The organism is Ruegeria sp. YTSA075, from assembly GCF_059610245.1.
The window spans coordinates 1-14,382 of sequence record NZ_JBXWNG010000011.1; the positions used below are offsets into that span (position 1 = coordinate 1).

Annotated in this window: 18 protein-coding genes; 8 read left to right on the forward strand and 10 right to left on the reverse strand. The window is 57.0% G+C overall.

Going from position 1 to position 14,382, the window contains the following annotated elements:
- Both AC2FGE_RS16730 and AC2FGE_RS16735 read right to left on the reverse strand, forming a co-directional pair.
- Positions 1–225, reverse strand: a 225-nt coding sequence (locus AC2FGE_RS16730) for a hypothetical protein (protein ID WP_496820378.1), incomplete at its 3' end; no start/stop codon positions are given.
- A 54-nt stretch (positions 226–279) separates the two neighbouring features.
- A complete protein-coding gene (locus AC2FGE_RS16735; protein ID WP_496820379.1) occupies positions 280–960 on the reverse strand; it encodes a uroporphyrinogen-III synthase in 681 nt (226 codons plus the stop codon).
- A gap of 130 nt (positions 961–1,090) precedes the next feature.
- On the opposite strand from AC2FGE_RS16735, the gene tsaD reads away from it, so the two are divergent.
- The 4 genes from tsaD to AC2FGE_RS16755 are packed head-to-tail and all read left to right on the forward strand — an operon-like array spanning position 1,091 to position 3,840.
- On the forward strand, positions 1,091–2,188 hold the full coding sequence (tsaD, locus tag AC2FGE_RS16740; RefSeq protein ID WP_496820380.1) for a tRNA (adenosine(37)-N6)-threonylcarbamoyltransferase complex transferase subunit TsaD: 1,098 nt from the start codon (positions 1,091–1,093) through the stop codon (positions 2,186–2,188).
- A complete protein-coding gene (locus AC2FGE_RS16745; RefSeq protein WP_496820381.1) occupies positions 2,185–3,147 on the forward strand; it encodes an NAD(P)H-dependent glycerol-3-phosphate dehydrogenase in 963 nt (320 codons plus the stop codon). Before tsaD ends, AC2FGE_RS16745 begins: the two co-directional genes overlap by 4 nt.
- A 1-nt stretch (position 3,148) precedes the next feature.
- Positions 3,149–3,418 (forward strand): YciI family protein, encoded by a 270-nt coding sequence (locus AC2FGE_RS16750; protein ID WP_496820382.1) that lies wholly within the window; start codon positions 3,149–3,151, stop codon positions 3,416–3,418.
- Positions 3,418–3,840, forward strand: a complete 423-nt coding sequence (locus tag AC2FGE_RS16755) for an EVE domain-containing protein (RefSeq protein ID WP_496820383.1) — start codon at positions 3,418–3,420, stop codon at positions 3,838–3,840. The genes AC2FGE_RS16750 and AC2FGE_RS16755 overlap by 1 nt, the downstream gene beginning before the upstream one ends.
- Before the next feature lie 226 nt (positions 3,841–4,066).
- On the opposite strand, the gene AC2FGE_RS16760 is transcribed toward AC2FGE_RS16755, so the two are convergent.
- Together AC2FGE_RS16760 and AC2FGE_RS16765 are read right to left on the reverse strand one after the other, a co-directional pair.
- Positions 4,067–4,408 (reverse strand): DUF2853 family protein, encoded by a 342-nt coding sequence (locus tag AC2FGE_RS16760; protein ID WP_496820384.1) that lies wholly within the window; start codon positions 4,406–4,408, stop codon positions 4,067–4,069.
- Between the two features lie 66 nt (positions 4,409–4,474).
- The gene (locus AC2FGE_RS16765) at positions 4,475–4,807 is read right to left on the reverse strand and encodes a hypothetical protein (protein WP_496820385.1); all 333 of its coding nucleotides are present in this window, start codon (positions 4,805–4,807) and stop codon (positions 4,475–4,477) included.
- Between the two features lie 225 nt (positions 4,808–5,032).
- Between AC2FGE_RS16765 and AC2FGE_RS16770 the strand changes: the two genes are divergently transcribed.
- On the forward strand, positions 5,033–5,155 hold the full coding sequence (locus tag AC2FGE_RS16770) for a hypothetical protein (RefSeq protein ID WP_496820386.1): 123 nt from the start codon (positions 5,033–5,035) through the stop codon (positions 5,153–5,155).
- Between the two features lie 31 nt (positions 5,156–5,186).
- Here the strand turns inward: AC2FGE_RS16770 and AC2FGE_RS16775 are convergent, their stop codons facing one another.
- From AC2FGE_RS16775 to AC2FGE_RS16785, 3 genes are all read right to left on the reverse strand, one after another.
- Positions 5,187–5,936, reverse strand: a complete 750-nt coding sequence (locus AC2FGE_RS16775) for an extensin-like domain-containing protein (RefSeq protein ID WP_496820387.1) — start codon at positions 5,934–5,936, stop codon at positions 5,187–5,189.
- Between the two features lie 13 nt (positions 5,937–5,949).
- A complete protein-coding gene (gene ahcY, locus AC2FGE_RS16780) occupies positions 5,950–7,338 on the reverse strand; it encodes an adenosylhomocysteinase (protein WP_496820388.1) in 1,389 nt (462 codons plus the stop codon).
- 103 nt (positions 7,339–7,441) lie between these two features.
- Positions 7,442–7,756 (reverse strand): hypothetical protein, encoded by a 315-nt coding sequence (locus tag AC2FGE_RS16785; protein ID WP_496820389.1) that lies wholly within the window; start codon positions 7,754–7,756, stop codon positions 7,442–7,444.
- A gap of 207 nt (positions 7,757–7,963) precedes the next feature.
- On the opposite strand from AC2FGE_RS16785, the gene AC2FGE_RS16790 reads away from it, so the two are divergent.
- Positions 7,964–8,557, forward strand: a complete 594-nt coding sequence (locus AC2FGE_RS16790; protein ID WP_480550390.1) for an HD domain-containing protein — start codon at positions 7,964–7,966, stop codon at positions 8,555–8,557.
- 14 nt (positions 8,558–8,571) lie between these two features.
- Here the strand turns inward: AC2FGE_RS16790 and AC2FGE_RS16795 are convergent, their stop codons facing one another.
- The 3 genes from AC2FGE_RS16795 to AC2FGE_RS16805 all read right to left on the reverse strand — a co-directional run bounded on the left by AC2FGE_RS16795 (position 8,572) and on the right by AC2FGE_RS16805 (position 11,291).
- On the reverse strand, positions 8,572–9,798 hold the full coding sequence (locus tag AC2FGE_RS16795) for a CapA family protein (RefSeq protein ID WP_496820390.1): 1,227 nt from the start codon (positions 9,796–9,798) through the stop codon (positions 8,572–8,574).
- A gap of 231 nt (positions 9,799–10,029) precedes the next feature.
- Positions 10,030–10,584 (reverse strand): ActR/PrrA/RegA family redox response regulator transcription factor, encoded by a 555-nt coding sequence (locus AC2FGE_RS16800; RefSeq protein WP_496820391.1) that lies wholly within the window; start codon positions 10,582–10,584, stop codon positions 10,030–10,032.
- 83 nt (positions 10,585–10,667) lie between these two features.
- Complete coding sequence (locus AC2FGE_RS16805) at positions 10,668–11,291, reverse strand: SCO family protein (protein ID WP_496820392.1); 624 nt, start codon at positions 11,289–11,291, stop codon at positions 10,668–10,670.
- 90 nt (positions 11,292–11,381) lie between these two features.
- Here AC2FGE_RS16805 and regB point away from each other — a divergent pair, with 90 nt between their 5' ends.
- Together regB and AC2FGE_RS16815 are read left to right on the forward strand one after the other, a co-directional pair.
- A complete protein-coding gene (gene regB / locus AC2FGE_RS16810; RefSeq protein ID WP_496820393.1) occupies positions 11,382–12,779 on the forward strand; it encodes a sensor histidine kinase RegB in 1,398 nt (465 codons plus the stop codon).
- Positions 12,780–12,847: 68 nt separating this feature from the next.
- Positions 12,848–14,356: a PAS-domain containing protein gene (locus tag AC2FGE_RS16815; RefSeq protein ID WP_496820394.1), complete on the forward strand. Its 1,509-nt coding sequence runs from the start codon at positions 12,848–12,850 to the stop codon at positions 14,354–14,356.
- Positions 14,357–14,382 lie beyond the last annotated feature (26 nt).

A 14,382-nucleotide genomic window follows, 5' to 3' on the forward strand; every position in this document is an offset into this window, starting at 1 on the left:
TTCGGCTTCGGCTTCGGCTTCGGCTTCGGCTTCGGCTTCGGCTTCGGCTTCGGCTTCGGCTTCGGCTTCGGCTTCGGCTTCGGAAGTCAGGTCTTCAACAGGGATACTCTGGTCAAGCGGTGCATCGTCCAAAGACTCAGCCGCTTCGACAGCATCCTCGTCCACAAGATCGTCCGGTTTCGGGGTTTCCGCCGGTTTCTGATCGGTTTTCTTTTTGCCCGCCACCGTCACATTCCCCTTATCGATTCTAAAATCACCAGAACTACAGACTGGTCCAAGTTAATCCGCACCCGGCTCGCCCTCAACCCGCATCGCGTGTTTCACAAGCTTTTTAACGGCTTTACGCATATGCTTGGGTGTAGGTTCTTTGGCGATCTTCAATCGCTGAAACCCCAAGGTTTTAAGGGGCTCCGCGGTCGCCTCGCTGATTGCAGCCAGCCACAAAGGGGCTGTTCCGGCCCAAATATCGGCAAATTGTCGCGCGGTCCGGGGCGAAAACAAGGGCGCGATGACTGGCCTTTCACCGGTTGAGGCTGCTGCGGCCTCATCGTTCAGCGGCAACAAACGCTGTTGATAAACGGGTTGCTCTCGGGTGGTCAGGCCCAGTGCCGTCAACCGATCGGCCACATTGCCCCGGCTATGCTCCCCACGCAGATGCAACAACGGGCTATCGGGACGGGTGCGCAACAGCATCGCCACCAGCTCCTCTGCAGTGGCCCCCATCATCTGCGCCTGCCATCCGGCACCCTTTGCGGTGCCGGTGGTTGTAGGGCCCACGCAGAAGGCCGGCAGATCGCGCCTGACCCCCAAGGAGGCCGCCGCGTTCACCGCATTCGCCGAGGAAAAAATCAATCCCTGGATATCCTCGGTCTGCACCTGAACCGGCAGCGGTTTGATTTCAAGAATAGGGGAATAAATGACCTCGACCCGTGATCTGGTGCGGGTTGGCAGCTGCGCCACAAACCTCTCCGAGGCAGCACGCGGGCGGGTCATCAACAAATACAACGATCGGCGCCTTTGGCCTTGGGATTGTTTGCATCCGCGCAGGGTGATACCCCGCTTGCCAATCATGATGCAACGGAACAGGCCAATGGTGCAAACACTAACCATCCTTGGGTTAGAAAGCAGCTGTGACGACACAGCCGCAGCCACGGTGCGGCAAACCGATGGAGCACCAGCTGAAATCTTGTCATCAGTTGTGCATGGTCAAACCGAATTGCACAGCGCTTATGGTGGTGTCGTGCCCGAGATTGCGGCGCGCGCACATGCTGAGAAGCTGGATATCTGCGTGATGCAGGCGCTGGATGAAGCCGGATTAGGCCTTGGCGATATTGATGCCATCGCCGTGACGGCCGGGCCCGGGTTGATTGGTGGTGTCATGTCGGGCGTGATGTGTGCCAAGGGGATCAGCGCCGCCACCGGGCTGCCGCTGATCGGCGTCAACCATCTGGCGGGCCACGCCCTGACGCCGCGCCTGACTGACGGGGTATCGTTTCCTTATCTGGTGCTGCTGGTTTCAGGCGGTCATTGCCAATACCTGATTGCCCATGGCCCCGAGGATTTCACCCGCCTTGGCGGCACCATTGATGATGCGCCAGGTGAGGCTTTTGACAAGACCGCGCGGTTGCTGGGCCTACCCCAACCCGGCGGCCCCTCGGTCGAGGCCGAGGCAAGATCAGGCGATCCCAAACGGTTCCGATTTCCGCGCCCATTGCTGGATCGGCCCGGATGCGATCTGTCCTTTTCAGGTTTGAAAACGGCTTTGATGCGCATGCGGGATCAGATTGTAACCGAGAAAGGCGGGCTGACCCGTCAGGACCGGGCCGATCTCTGCGCCGGGTTCCAGCAAGCGGTCGTGGATACACTGGCTGAAAAAACACGTCGCGCCATTGGCCTCTATCTTGAGCAAACCCCAGTAGAGCCCGTGATTGCAGTGGCGGGCGGAGTTGCTGCAAACTCCGCTATTCGTTCAGCATTAGAGTCTGTTTGCGATGAAACGGGGGCCAGATTCACTGCGCCCCCCCTGGCACTTTGCACTGACAACGCCGCCATGATCGCCTATGCCGGGTTGGAACGCTTTCGGGCCGGTGCACGGGACGGCCTGGACCTGACGGTCCGCCCGCGCTGGCCTTTGGATCAAACCAGCCCGGCCATGTTGGGCAGCGGCAAGAAAGGGGCCAAGGCATGAGCGTTTCCGTGCTGGGTTCCGGCGCATTTGGAACCGCCTTGGCCATATCTCTGGCGGGCAACGGGCCGGTGACTCTGTGGTCCCGCGATGCGGCGCAGGCGAGAACCATACAGGAGGCGGCCGAAAACACGCAACGCCTGCCCGGCGTGACCTTGCCGTCCCAGATTCACGTAACAGCGCAAATCGATCAGGCGTGTCAAACGGATGTGCTGCTGGTCTCCGTGCCCATGCAACAGCTGCGCACGGCCTTGGAGCAGCACAGGTCGGCCTTGGCAGGCAAAACGCTGGTTGCCTGCTGCAAAGGGATTGAACTGTCCACCGGTCTTGGCCCGGTGGCTGTGATCCGCGAAACCGTCCCGGACGCGCAACCTGCGCTGCTAACCGGACCCAGCTTTGCGGATGACATCGCACGCGGTCTGCCAACTGCGCTGACTCTGGCTTGCGCCGACGCGGATTTAGGCAAAGACCTGCAAGCCAGGCTGACCACCGCCAACCTGCGTCTGTATCGCACAACCGATACCACCGGCGCCGAACTTGGCGGGGCGTTAAAAAACGTCATGGCGATCGGATGCGGGGCCGCCATCGGCGCGGGTTTGGGTGACAGCGCGCGGGCTGCACTGATCACGCGCGGCTTTGCCGAAATGCAGCGTTTTGCCGCCCAGCGTGGGGCGCAGACAGAGACCTTGATGGGCCTGTCCGGGCTGGGGGATCTGGTCCTGACCTGCTCCTCCGAATTGTCCCGGAACTATCGTTTTGGCCAAAGTTTGGGTCTAAATCGGCCCTTTGACACCGGCACCACAGTCGAAGGTGTCGCCACCGCCCGCGCCATGGCTGCAATTGCCAAAGCCGAAGGACTGGATATGCCGATCAGCACAACGGTAGCGGAACTCAGCGACGGTGCCTACAGTGTTGCGCAAGCGATTCAGTCTTTGCTGGGTCGACCCCTGAAGGAGGAATAGAATGCTCATCGCCCTGATCGCCAAAGACAAAGACGGCGCCCTGCAAACGCGGCTGGACAACCGATCGGCCCACCTGACGTATATCGAGGAAACGGGCGTTGTCTCGCAGGCCGGTCCCCTTTTGGACGGAGACGCCATGATCGGATCACTGATCATTCTGGATGTCGAAGACGTCGCCGCCGCGCAGGCTTGGGCAGATAGTGACCCTTATGCCAAAGCAGGGCTGTTTGCCACGGTCGAATTGATCCCCTGGAAGCGGGTGATCGGGTGATGGCATATTGGCTGTTCAAATCCGAACCTTCGACCTGGAGCTGGGAGCAGCAGGTCGCCAAGGGTGATGCGGGCGAAGAATGGGATGGCGTGCGCAATTATCAGGCCCGAAACTTCATGCGGCAAATGTCCATCGGCGATCGCGGCTTTTTCTACCATTCACAGAAAGACAAGGCGATTGTTGGCATTGTCGAGGTGTGCGCCGAGGCGCACCCTGATAGCACAACAGATGACGCGCGCTGGGAGTGCGTGGATATCAAGGCCGTGCGCCCGTTTTCGGAATCGGTCACGCTGGATCAGATCAAAGCCGATGAGCGGCTGGCCGAGATGGTGTTAGTGCGAAACTCGCGCTTGTCTGTTCAACCGGTCAGTGATGCGGAATGGGATGTGATCTGCGCGATGGGGAATACGCAGGCGGACTAGGGATAAGAAAGGGAAGGTTCTGAACGATGCAGAACCTTCCCTACCCCACGTGCTCCCTACTCACCACACGCATCTGGAAATATCTGGTTCTGACCGTCCTGGTCACTGGAATGACTATAGACCGGGCGAGGCCCCGGTTTCAAATGGCAAGTCCTTAAACTCTGTCTCAAATGCAAAACGCCCACCTTGGCGACAGGCGGGCGTTTGTGTCTCTGGCCGGATCGGGTTAGCCGTAAACGGATTCTTTCCCGAAATGCTTGGTCAGCATGTAGTAGACGACGGCGCGGTACTTATTACGCTCGGACATGCCATAAGTTTCCATGGCCTTGTTGATCGCTTCCATCAGTTCCGGACCGTCGGACAGGCCCAGCTTCTTGATCAGGAAGTTGTTCTTGACGGTCTCAATTTCACCGTCCTGGCTGGCGGCAACAGTCGATGCATCCGCATCGTAAATCGCAGGGCCACAACCGATTGTGACCTTGGTCAGCAGGTCCATATCCGGATCCATGCCACATTTGTTTTTCAGGTCATCGGCATATTTGGCAATCAAGTCGTCGCGTTTTCCCATTAAACAGTCTCCCTATCAGCAGTCCTGGCTGCGGTTACTCAAATCCTTGAAACAGGTGCGGGAAGGTTAATCACAAGTGTTTTCAATACAAAGGGAAAAATTCCAACCTTTCCCCCTAAGCGGAGGCGCGCCTTTGCGAAACGCTTCGAAACGCCCGATCCGCCAATTCAGGAAAAGCCCGAACTTTGCGCCCCTGCGTGTTGCTGCCTGCATGAACGAAATCGGCGCAGCAGGGGATTTTAGTAGCCCAGATAGTACCTCGACCAACGCGCCCTTACTACTCCCAGTCTCTAACCCTGCCTCTCGCAGGTCCGACAGAACCGGCTCAATCCGATCCAGAAAGATCAGCCCCTCGTTGGTCAACTGAACCCAGCGGCTGCGCAGCTGAGCCGATACCACCGGTTTTTTGCGACCAAGACGAAGGCCAACAGATCATTCACATAATACACTCGAATTTCCTTGCGCTGGTTGCAGAGTGCAGACAGTTATCGAAGAAAATCGAATGACATCTGCTCTACCATGATCGGCGGAGGTCACTATGAAATCACTTTGCGCAGCAGTCTGCGCAATGTCTCTGGTAACTCCGGCGCTGACCCGACAGGTGTTTAATCGGAGCGGATGGCGATGTATGCCACAATCAACAAGCTGCATCGCTCACCCGTCCTGAATGGGGGCGAGGATGCCTCGGAAGGTATCTACAAGATCGTTCGATTCAAAGCATTGGCTGACGCGGTAAGTGGGCGGTGATCGCGCTCTAACCCAGCGAGGCCCCGGCAAGCTATCGGCAAAAACCCCAGCCGGGGCCCTGCAGATGAAAATGATCCGCATGCAGGCGGTTGTATTCTGGGCCCAGGACGACGCGGAACCAATCACAGGCCCCCTGCCCGATCTGTCTTAGAAACGCGGTCTCTGGTCCCGCAGCACTCCAATCTGACAACAGCGAAAGCGCCCGCCCATCGACCAGTTCGACCCCTACGATATCAATCGAGTCGGCGGTGGCGTGGCTGCTCCAACGACCGGATTGCCCCTGCGCAGTGCGCATGCGGCGGCAATTGTAGCTGCCAGCGTGGCGCAGCCTTTGTACACCCGTACCCAGGAAATCCCGTGCCGCAGGCTGCACCACATGGTGTTCCCACATCGCCAATCGCAGGGTTGTCCGGCAACTGGTCTCGACCGCGTCAATTCGCGAGGTCACCAGTTGTGACAACAGCCCCCGCCCGGTGATCCCGCAGTTCTGATCGATGACCAGATTCTCCATCTCCTCAAAACGGGCACCCGCATCCGACAGCGCAATCCGGCATTGCGCCTCATCCGCAAGGGCGCGATTCAACTGGAATTTAGTAACTGGTGTGACCGGCGCTTTTATAGTGAGATCACGCAAAGGGTTCCAATATGATGGCACCGGCGTTTCTGGATGCGCCAACAGGGCCCAACCCCCGCCACCCAGAAGGATTGCGACGACAGCTATTCGAAAAACGAAAGACGCCGCCAGATACAGGTATCGGCGGCGTCCAGAATTCTGTGTCATCGTCAGAGGACAATCAGTAGCGGTAGTGTTCCGGCTTGTAGGGGCCTTCCGGCTTCACGCCGATATAAGCCGCTTGCTCATTGTCCATCTTGGTCAGCTTGACGCCGATGCGATCCAGGTGCAGGCGCGCGACTTTCTCGTCCAGATGCTTGGGCAGAATATAGACGTCGTTTTCATACTCATCACCCTTGGTGAACAGTTCGATCTGCGCCAAAACCTGGTTGGTGAAGGAGGCCGACATCACAAACGAAGGGTGCCCGGTGGCGTTGCCGAGATTCAGCAGACGGCCTTCGGACAGCAGGATGATACGGTTGCCCGAGGGCATCTCGATCATGTCCACCTGTTCCTTGATGTTGGTCCATTTGTGGTTCTTCAGGCTGGCCACCTGAATTTCGTTGTCGAAGTGACCAATGTTGCCAACGATGGCCATGTCCTTCATCGCGCGCATATGCTCGATGCGGATCACATCCTTGTTGCCGGTTGTGGTGATGAACACATCTGCGGTTTCAACTTCATCTTCCAGCAGAGTTACTTCGTAACCGTCCATCGCCGCTTGCAGGGCGCAAATCGGGTCAACTTCGGTGACCTTCACGCGGGCACCTGCGCCCGACAGCGAAGCGGCAGAGCCTTTGCCCACGTCACCATATCCGCAAACCACGGCAACCTTGCCAGCCAACATCGTGTCAGTGGCGCGACGAATACCGTCGACCAGCGATTCCTTGCAGCCGTATTTATTGTCGAATTTCGACTTGGTAACCGAGTCGTTCACGTTGATCGCCGGGAACGGCAGATGGCCCTCTTTCACCAGCTGATACAGGCGATTCACACCAGTGGTGGTTTCCTCAGAAACGCCCTGGATCTGGTCGCGCATCTTGGTGAACCAGCCCGGTGATGCCGCCATACGTTTGGCGATCTGTTTCTTGATCACCTCTTCCTCTTCCGAGCCGGGAACAGGGATGATGTCTTCACCCGCTTCGGCACGAGCCCCTAGCAGAATGTACAGCGTCGCGTCGCCGCCATCGTCCAGGATCATGTTGGGGCCGTCTTCGAACATGAAGGACTTGTCAAGGTAATCCCAATGCTCTTCCAGCGTCTGGCCCTTGATAGCAAAGACCGGAATACCGGCCTCGGCAATCGCAGCGGCCGCGTGGTCCTGGGTTGAGAAGATGTTGCAGGAGGCCCAGCGCACATCCGCGCCCAAAGCAACCAGTGTCTCGATCAGAACCGCCGTCTGGATTGTCATATGCAGGGAACCCACGATCCGCGCACCTGACAAAGGCTTGCTTTCACCATATTCGGTACGCAGGGACATCAGCCCTGGCATTTCGGTTTCAGCGATATCCAGTTCCTTACGGCCAAACCCGGCCAGTGAAATGTCTTTTACGATATAGTCCCCGGCCATCTGGCACTCCATTTTCCGGTCAATCACACTGTCGCTGCCCCTAGCATCCCTTGGGGCAGGTGGCAATGTAGATGTCCGAAAACGGGGTGTAACGCCAATTTAGTCAGCTGGGCGTGCCGTCAACTTTGACTTTCGGGATCGCTTCGAAAAAATCAGTGCCAACGGCGACAATACAGGAAATGCCGTTCGCCTGGGTCACTAAAACGGTGTAACTGCCCGTTTCCCTTGAGGTCCAGACCTCCATGACCGACTGCGCACCGCGTGTTTTCTGCAACCCGCCAAAGGCCAGCTCTTCCGAGTAGCTTTTTTGCAGCTTGGTGATCACATGCTCGCGCTCTGCACAGGTTTGGGCAAAGGCGGGCGGGGCCGTGGCGGCCATGCCAAAGGTCAGGGCAAGGGCGAATAAACGCTTGAACATAGAAAACTCCTTTCGTTTCGCGTTTCGCTGTGTGAGAGGAGCACACCGGGAGAAGCGTGCGCCCCCCTCGGTTTTTATGTCGGGATCGCATCGTTTCATTTCAAAGCACGAATGCTCAAGAAAACGTTGGCAGCTGGTGATCCTGACAGGTACATCATAGCAGAAAATCGCAATTTTAGTGTGTCCCACTTCACAAGGCATTGCAGAATGACAACACAACCACGCGCTTGGCAAAGGATGCTATCGGGTCGCAGGCTGGACCTGCTGGACCCGACCCCTGTGGATATCGAGATTGAGGATATCGCCCATGGTCTGGCCTTTGTGGCGCGCTGGAATGGGCAGACAAACGGCGATTTTGCCTATTCCGTGGCCGAGCATTCATTGCTGGTAGAAGAAATCTATGGCCGGATCGCACCCAATGCCCCGGTGAAATGGCAGCTGGCCGCGCTGCTGCACGATGCGCCGGAATATGTGATCGGTGACATGATCTCGCCCGTCAAATCCGCCGTCGGCCCGGGCTATGGCGCGCTGGATGATCGCCTGATGGCAGCGATCCACATCCGGTTCGGGCTACCTGCCGAGGTGCCGAAGGCGGTGAAACGGCAGATCAAGAAGGCCGACAAGATCAGCGCCTGGATGGAGGCAACCCAGATCGCAGGGTTTTCCGAAACTGAGGCGACGAAGTTCTTCGGGAGGCCGGATAAGGCCATTATGGACGGTTTAAAGATCACACTGCGCCCCCCGGTTGAGGTGCGACTGGCTTACACCCGGCGGCATCAACAGCTGCTGGGCAATCTTTGAACGCAGCGTTCAAACTAATCCGCCTGCTGTTCAACCTTCTGAATGATGCGTCCTTCAGACTCGTGGGCCGACCATCGGACAGGCGTGGCGGTCACGCTTTTGATCGTCGTTTTACCTTCGGATTTTTGAACTTCCGCCTGCAATATCACGCTGCTTGCGATATCTTCATGGGCAAATCCCCAAAGCAAGCTACCCAGCGAATAGGCTATAGGCACCGTTTTGTCGGCGTCAGATTTTAGCCGATAAAGCTGAACCGGCTGGGGCACATGCGGGTGGTGGCACACGATGATATCTGCGCCAAATTCAGCCAATTCCTCAGCTGCTTTCTGCTGTGCACGGCGTGGAAACAGCTCGAATTCGTGACCCCAATGAAGGATCGCAATGACCAAATCGCATTCGACGGCCTTTGCATTTGATATCTGCGTCTTCAGAAGCTCGATATCCGGCGGCTGGTGCTTTGAGGTCAGCTTGGCCAGATTGACATTGTACCCATGTCCATCGGGCAGCGTTTGACCGTTGGTTCCAAACGCGCAGGAGGCAAAACCGATCTTGATTCCATTCCGTTCAATCACATTGACTGCGCCGGGATCAGCCGGGGCTTTGCTTATCCCAGTCGCCATGATGTTTCGTTTGGCCAGTGTGGCCAATGTCGTTTCGACGCCTTCAACGCCCATGTCGAAGATATGATTATTTGCCAAATTCAAGACGTCTATCGCCCGCCCCTTATGGCTGGTCAATGCATCGAACTGATCCTCTGACGCACATTCAACAGGAGGGCCCGCATCGCCGATTACTTCATCCACCAGAGGTTGGGTTGTAACAGGCGATTCATAGTTGGCGATGACGATATCGTTCTTGAACAAAAGGTCTTCGATCTGTGCGTAAACCTGATCCTGCGCGGGCTCAGCCCGATGCGTGCGCAGGATATCCCCGGCAAAACTCAGCGTGAGTGTGTCAACACTTTCACCCTCCGCGCGCGGCGCAAGCTGAGCATGCTTTGCTTGCATGAATTCGGACGTTTGTAGACCGGGTTCGGGCAATTGCACCGGGTTTTTGCTTTTGTAGACCCAATAGAGATTGTCCAACAAATTCATCTCAGAGACTTCGCCCGCCGCCCCTTTACGCGGGCGCGCCCAAAACCCAAATGTTTCTGCGGATTTTGTCACCAGCGCGACAATCCCGTTCAAAACGGGATTGGAAATTTTCAGCGCCTCATACGGCGTGTTGGGCAATAGGGACACTGGGGCTTCTCACTTATCGTTTCCAAACCTTGGTGCGCATGCAGATCACCAACATGCGCAGGTTCTCGCGGTAGCATAAATAGGGTTAACAAAACGATACTCAGAATAATGTGAAGCTGTAAATCCGTTGCACGCCCAGACCAAAAAACGCGACCAAAACGGTCGCGCGGATTATTTTCACCGGTTGGCAGGGGCGGGTCGACCAGACACCAGCCTGGCCATGCGAACCCGTCAGCGCGGACTGCGTTTGGCCAAAATGCGCTGCAACGTCCGACGATGCATGTTCAGACGCCGTGCGGTTTCTGACACGTTGCGATCACACAGCTCGTAAACACGTTGGATATGTTCCCAGCGCACGCGATCCGCGCTCATTGGGTTTTCCGGCGGCGGCGGCATCTCATCCCCTTTGGCCAATAGGGCATTTGTGATGTCTGTGGCATCCGCTGGTTTCGACAAATAATCCGTCGCCCCGATCTTGACCGCAGCAACTGCGGTGGCAATCGCGCCATACCCGGTCAGAACCACAACCCGGCTGTCAGGGCGTTTTTCACGCAGCACTTCGACCACGTCGAGTCCATTGCCATCCTCAAGCCTGAGATCGACAACCGCATAGGCAGGCGGACGGGCGGTGGAGATGGCGCGACCAGCGGCAACGGAACCGGCGGTTTCAACCTCGAACCCGCGTTTTTCCATGGCCTTTGCCAGACGTCTCAGAAACGGCTCATCATCATCCACCAGAAGCAGGGATTTGTCCGGGCCGATATCAAGCTGAGAAGGGTCTGCCATTCTTGGGTCTTTCCGTTATTTCATGCCTTTGGCTTGAACATGAGTAATAGCAGCGCCGCACTAAAGGTCAAACCGCCTTATCGTCAGGAGGTCTGATCAAGAAAGCAGCCGATTTTGTCAGCCATTTGTTCGGCCGTTTCATCGCGCTTGAAAAACTCCAGAAATCCATCTTCGGGCGTGACCAGATAGGTAAAGGTCGAATGGTCAACAAGATAGTATTCGTCACTTTGGTCATGCACCTTGTAGTAGGTCTTGTAGGCCTGGCTGGCGGCTTTGACCTGTTCGGGCGATCCGGTCAGGGCGATCAGCCTCTCGTGCAGATTGAACGCATAGTCAGCCACCACCTCGGGCGTATCCCGATCCGGGTCGATGGAAATGAACAGAGGCGTCACCGATTGCCCGCGCTCGGCCAGAATATCCACCGCATCAGCATTGCGGGACATGTCAAACGGGCACACGTCGGGGCAGAAGGTATAACCAAAGTAAATCAGCGTTGGTTCGGTAATCACATCTGCGTCAGTGACTGTCTCGCCTTTACCATTGACCAGCTCAAAGGGCCCGCCGATCGTCGCTGTCCCGCCTGCGATCTGGCTGGAGCGGCATTGCGCATACTTGTCATCTGACCCCGTTCCTCGCGTCAAAAACCACATGGCCCCAAGGCCCACGGCCAATACTACGGTTGCTAGAATTGCATAAAGGCGGGTCATGGCGAATATCCATACGCAAGGGATTGTTGATCGTTCCGGCCGGGACACCTATCAAGATGAACAGCCGATGCAACAGGACATAATCGACCCATGGCAGATTCCAACCAGACGTTTTGGCGCGGCCAGGAACGCAGCAGCTGGATCCGGCTGCGCACATTGATCCTGTTGCGCTGGGTGGCCATCGTGGGTCAGATCACTGCGATCACGGTGGCGCAACAAACCTATCATGTGCAGCTTGAACTTGGGCTGTGCTATCTGGCCGTTGGTGTCTCGGTCATCGGGAACCTGATCGCGATCTTCCTGTTTCCGCAGAACAAGCGCCTGTCCGAGTTCGAAAACTTCCTGATGGTGCTGTTTGACCTGCTGCAACTGGCGTTTCTGTTGTATCTAACCGGCGGCTTGAACAACCCGTTTGCCTTGCTGCTGTTGGGGCCCGTCACGATTTCGGCCAATGTCATGAGCACGCGGTCCACCCTGATCGTTGGCGGTGTCGCGATCATACTTGCTACCTTGCTGGCCGAATTTCACCTGCCCCTGCGTACCGATATCGGGGTCATTCTGCGCATTCCCGATATTCTTCTGTTCGGCAACTGGGCGGCCATCATCATCGCCATCGTCTTCATTGGCGCTTATTCCCACCGTGTCAGTTCCGAAGTGCAATCCATGTCCGAGGCGCTATCGGCCGCACATATGGCGCTGGCGCGCGAACAAAAGCTGACCGATCTGGGCGGCGTTGTCGCTGCCGCTGCGCATGAGTTGGGGACACCGCTGGCCACGATCAAACTGACAAGTTCCGAACTGATCGAAGAGCTTGAGGATCGCCCCGATCTGAAAGATGACGCCGCCCTGATCCGCGAGCAAGCCGATCGCTGCCGCGATATCCTGCGTGATATGGGCCGGGCCGGTAAGGATGATTTGCATTTGCGCCAGGCCCCGATTTCGACCGTTATCCACGAGGCCGCCGAACCGCATATCGAACGCGGCAAGCTGGTTCATTTTGTCGAAGGCCCGGCGCAGGATGGGGATGTGCAGCAACCCTCGATCCTGCGAAAGCCCGAAATCATTCACGGGTTGCGCAATCTGATCCAGAATGCTGTGGATTTTTCACGCGCCAATGTCTGGGTCGAGGCGCATTGGACCATGGATCAGATCACCGTTAGCATCATGGATGACGGGCGCGGATATCCCTCACACCTGATTGGCCGGATCGGCGATCCGTTCATGCGTCGCAGGCGGGCCGAGACCGAACAACGCACGCGCCCCGAATACGAAGGGATGGGGTTGGGCCTGTTTATCGCCAAAACCCTGCTGGAACGCAGTGGCGCCGAGCTTGAGTTTGCCAATGGCTCAGACCCCTATCAGCATTTGTCAGATAATCCGGAACATCGGGGGGCCATCGTGCGTGTTTCGTGGCCGCGCAAATTGATTGACGCACAGAAAGGCGACACGCCGGTGCCATCCGGCAGCAACCAGCGCATTCGGGCCTGAGTTAACAGTGCGTTAACCAATCGGAGCCATAGTCTGATCCCAGCACGTATTCTGGCATGGGGTTTCCTATGGCTGACTGGATCATCCTGGCCACAATCAGCTTGGTTTCATGTTGTCTGGCCGTTCAATGGCTGCTGCCGCGGCGGCCGCGGCGGGATGACAGCTATGGACTGTTCTCAAACTCGTCCCTGTTTGACGCCGTCTTCCTGTTCGACGGGGATCGGTTGATCAGCCATTCAGACATCGCCCTGGCCGGCTTTGATGATGTTAAAAACTGGAACGGGCTACGCCGCCTGCTGCAACGGGATTTTCCGACCTTCCCAGAAACGCCTGATCTGGTGCGCGATCAGGGCAATCTTGTTGTCTCGGCCATCGATTGCACAGTCGAGCGTGAGGTTCTGTGCGAATGGATCGACGGAATTGTCCGGGTGCAACTGCACGAACCCACCCGACCAACTGAAACACATATGCACGACCCCAATGACCCGATCCGGCATGCGATGGATCAGGCCCCCTATCCGGTTTGGCTGCTGGATCACAATGGGCAGGTCAGATGGTGCAACACCGCCTATATTGCGGTTGCGCGCAAGGCACGTGGCCCAGATGTGGATCTGACCGCGCCTTTGTTTTCCAATACCGCCGACAAACCGGGGCCCAGCGGCAAAGCCCGTGTCGCGGTCAAGGTTGACGATTGCGGCAGTCAGCTTTGGTTCGATCTGACGCAGGTTGAGGACGAACAAGGTTGTCTGTGTTATGCCGTCGACATCAATGCCATTGTCGAGGCTGAGACCGCTCAGCGCAAATTCGTACAGACGATGACAAAAACCTTTGCACAACTGTCAATTGGCCTGGCTATCTTCGACCGCAACCGTCAACTGGCCCTGTTCAACCCGGCGCTGATCAATCTGACGACATTGCCGCCTGACTTCTTGAGCTGTCGCCCAAACCTGTCCAGCTTTTTTGACATGCTGCGCGAACAACACATGATGCCAGAGCCGAAGAATTACCGCTCGTGGCGCAATCAGATGAACGATTTGCTCGAAGCGGCCGAGGACGGAAACTATCAGGAAACCTGGTCTCTGCCCTCAGGATCGGTCTATTCGGTCAGCGGGCGGCCACATCCGGATGGCGCAGTGGCTTTTTTGTTCGAAGACATCACGGCCGAGATCACGTTGACCCGCCGTTTCCGATCAGAGATGGATCTGATGCAATCCATCTTCGACAAGCTGGCAGACGCGATCGCGGTGTTTGCCGATGACGGCACGCTTGCGTTTACCAACTACACTTATCAGCAGCTTTGGGGTGATCCGGCAGATGCGGGTTTTCAGGCGGAAACAGTCATGGATGTCACCCGCAAATGGCAGGAACGTTGCGTTGCCACGCCTGTCTTGGGCGAAATTCGCGATTTCGTTGAAATGCGCGATAACCGGGCCGAATGGACGGCCGAGATTGGTATGCGCGACGGCACTAAATTGGACTGCACCATAACCCCGATGCAAAATGGCGCGACCATCGTCCGATTTGGCCATGAGGCGCTGATCGGCAAGCAGCCCCCAATCGAACAAATCAGCGCCTGAACCGGGTTGCAGCCGCCCGGTCGTGG

What these genes read in the sequence shown, in the direction of transcription:
- AC2FGE_RS16775 (WP_496820387.1), bottom strand. Translation starts at nt 5,936, where the DNA reads ATGACACAGAATTCTGGACGCCGCCGATACCTGTATCTGGCGGCGTCT.
- AC2FGE_RS16760 (WP_496820384.1), bottom strand. Translation starts at nt 4,408, where the DNA reads ATGGGAAAACGCGACGACTTGATTGCCAAATATGCCGATGACCTGAAA.
- AC2FGE_RS16755 (WP_496820383.1), top strand. Translation starts at nt 3,418, where the DNA reads ATGGCATATTGGCTGTTCAAATCCGAACCTTCGACCTGGAGCTGGGAG.
- AC2FGE_RS16790 (WP_480550390.1), top strand. Translation starts at nt 7,964, where the DNA reads ATGACAACACAACCACGCGCTTGGCAAAGGATGCTATCGGGTCGCAGG.
- AC2FGE_RS16815 (WP_496820394.1), top strand. Translation starts at nt 12,848, where the DNA reads ATGGCTGACTGGATCATCCTGGCCACAATCAGCTTGGTTTCATGTTGT.
- regB (WP_496820393.1), top strand. Translation starts at nt 11,382, where the DNA reads ATGGCAGATTCCAACCAGACGTTTTGGCGCGGCCAGGAACGCAGCAGC.
- tsaD (WP_496820380.1), top strand. Translation starts at nt 1,091, where the DNA reads ATGGTGCAAACACTAACCATCCTTGGGTTAGAAAGCAGCTGTGACGAC.
- AC2FGE_RS16750 (WP_496820382.1), top strand. Translation starts at nt 3,149, where the DNA reads ATGCTCATCGCCCTGATCGCCAAAGACAAAGACGGCGCCCTGCAAACG.
- AC2FGE_RS16745 (WP_496820381.1), top strand. Translation starts at nt 2,185, where the DNA reads ATGAGCGTTTCCGTGCTGGGTTCCGGCGCATTTGGAACCGCCTTGGCC.
- AC2FGE_RS16785 (WP_496820389.1), bottom strand. Translation starts at nt 7,756, where the DNA reads ATGTTCAAGCGTTTATTCGCCCTTGCCCTGACCTTTGGCATGGCCGCC.
- AC2FGE_RS16800 (WP_496820391.1), bottom strand. Translation starts at nt 10,584, where the DNA reads ATGGCAGACCCTTCTCAGCTTGATATCGGCCCGGACAAATCCCTGCTT.
- AC2FGE_RS16805 (WP_496820392.1), bottom strand. Translation starts at nt 11,291, where the DNA reads ATGACCCGCCTTTATGCAATTCTAGCAACCGTAGTATTGGCCGTGGGC.
- ahcY (WP_496820388.1), bottom strand. Translation starts at nt 7,338, where the DNA reads ATGGCCGGGGACTATATCGTAAAAGACATTTCACTGGCCGGGTTTGGC.
- AC2FGE_RS16770 (WP_496820386.1), top strand. Translation starts at nt 5,033, where the DNA reads ATGTATGCCACAATCAACAAGCTGCATCGCTCACCCGTCCTGAATGGG.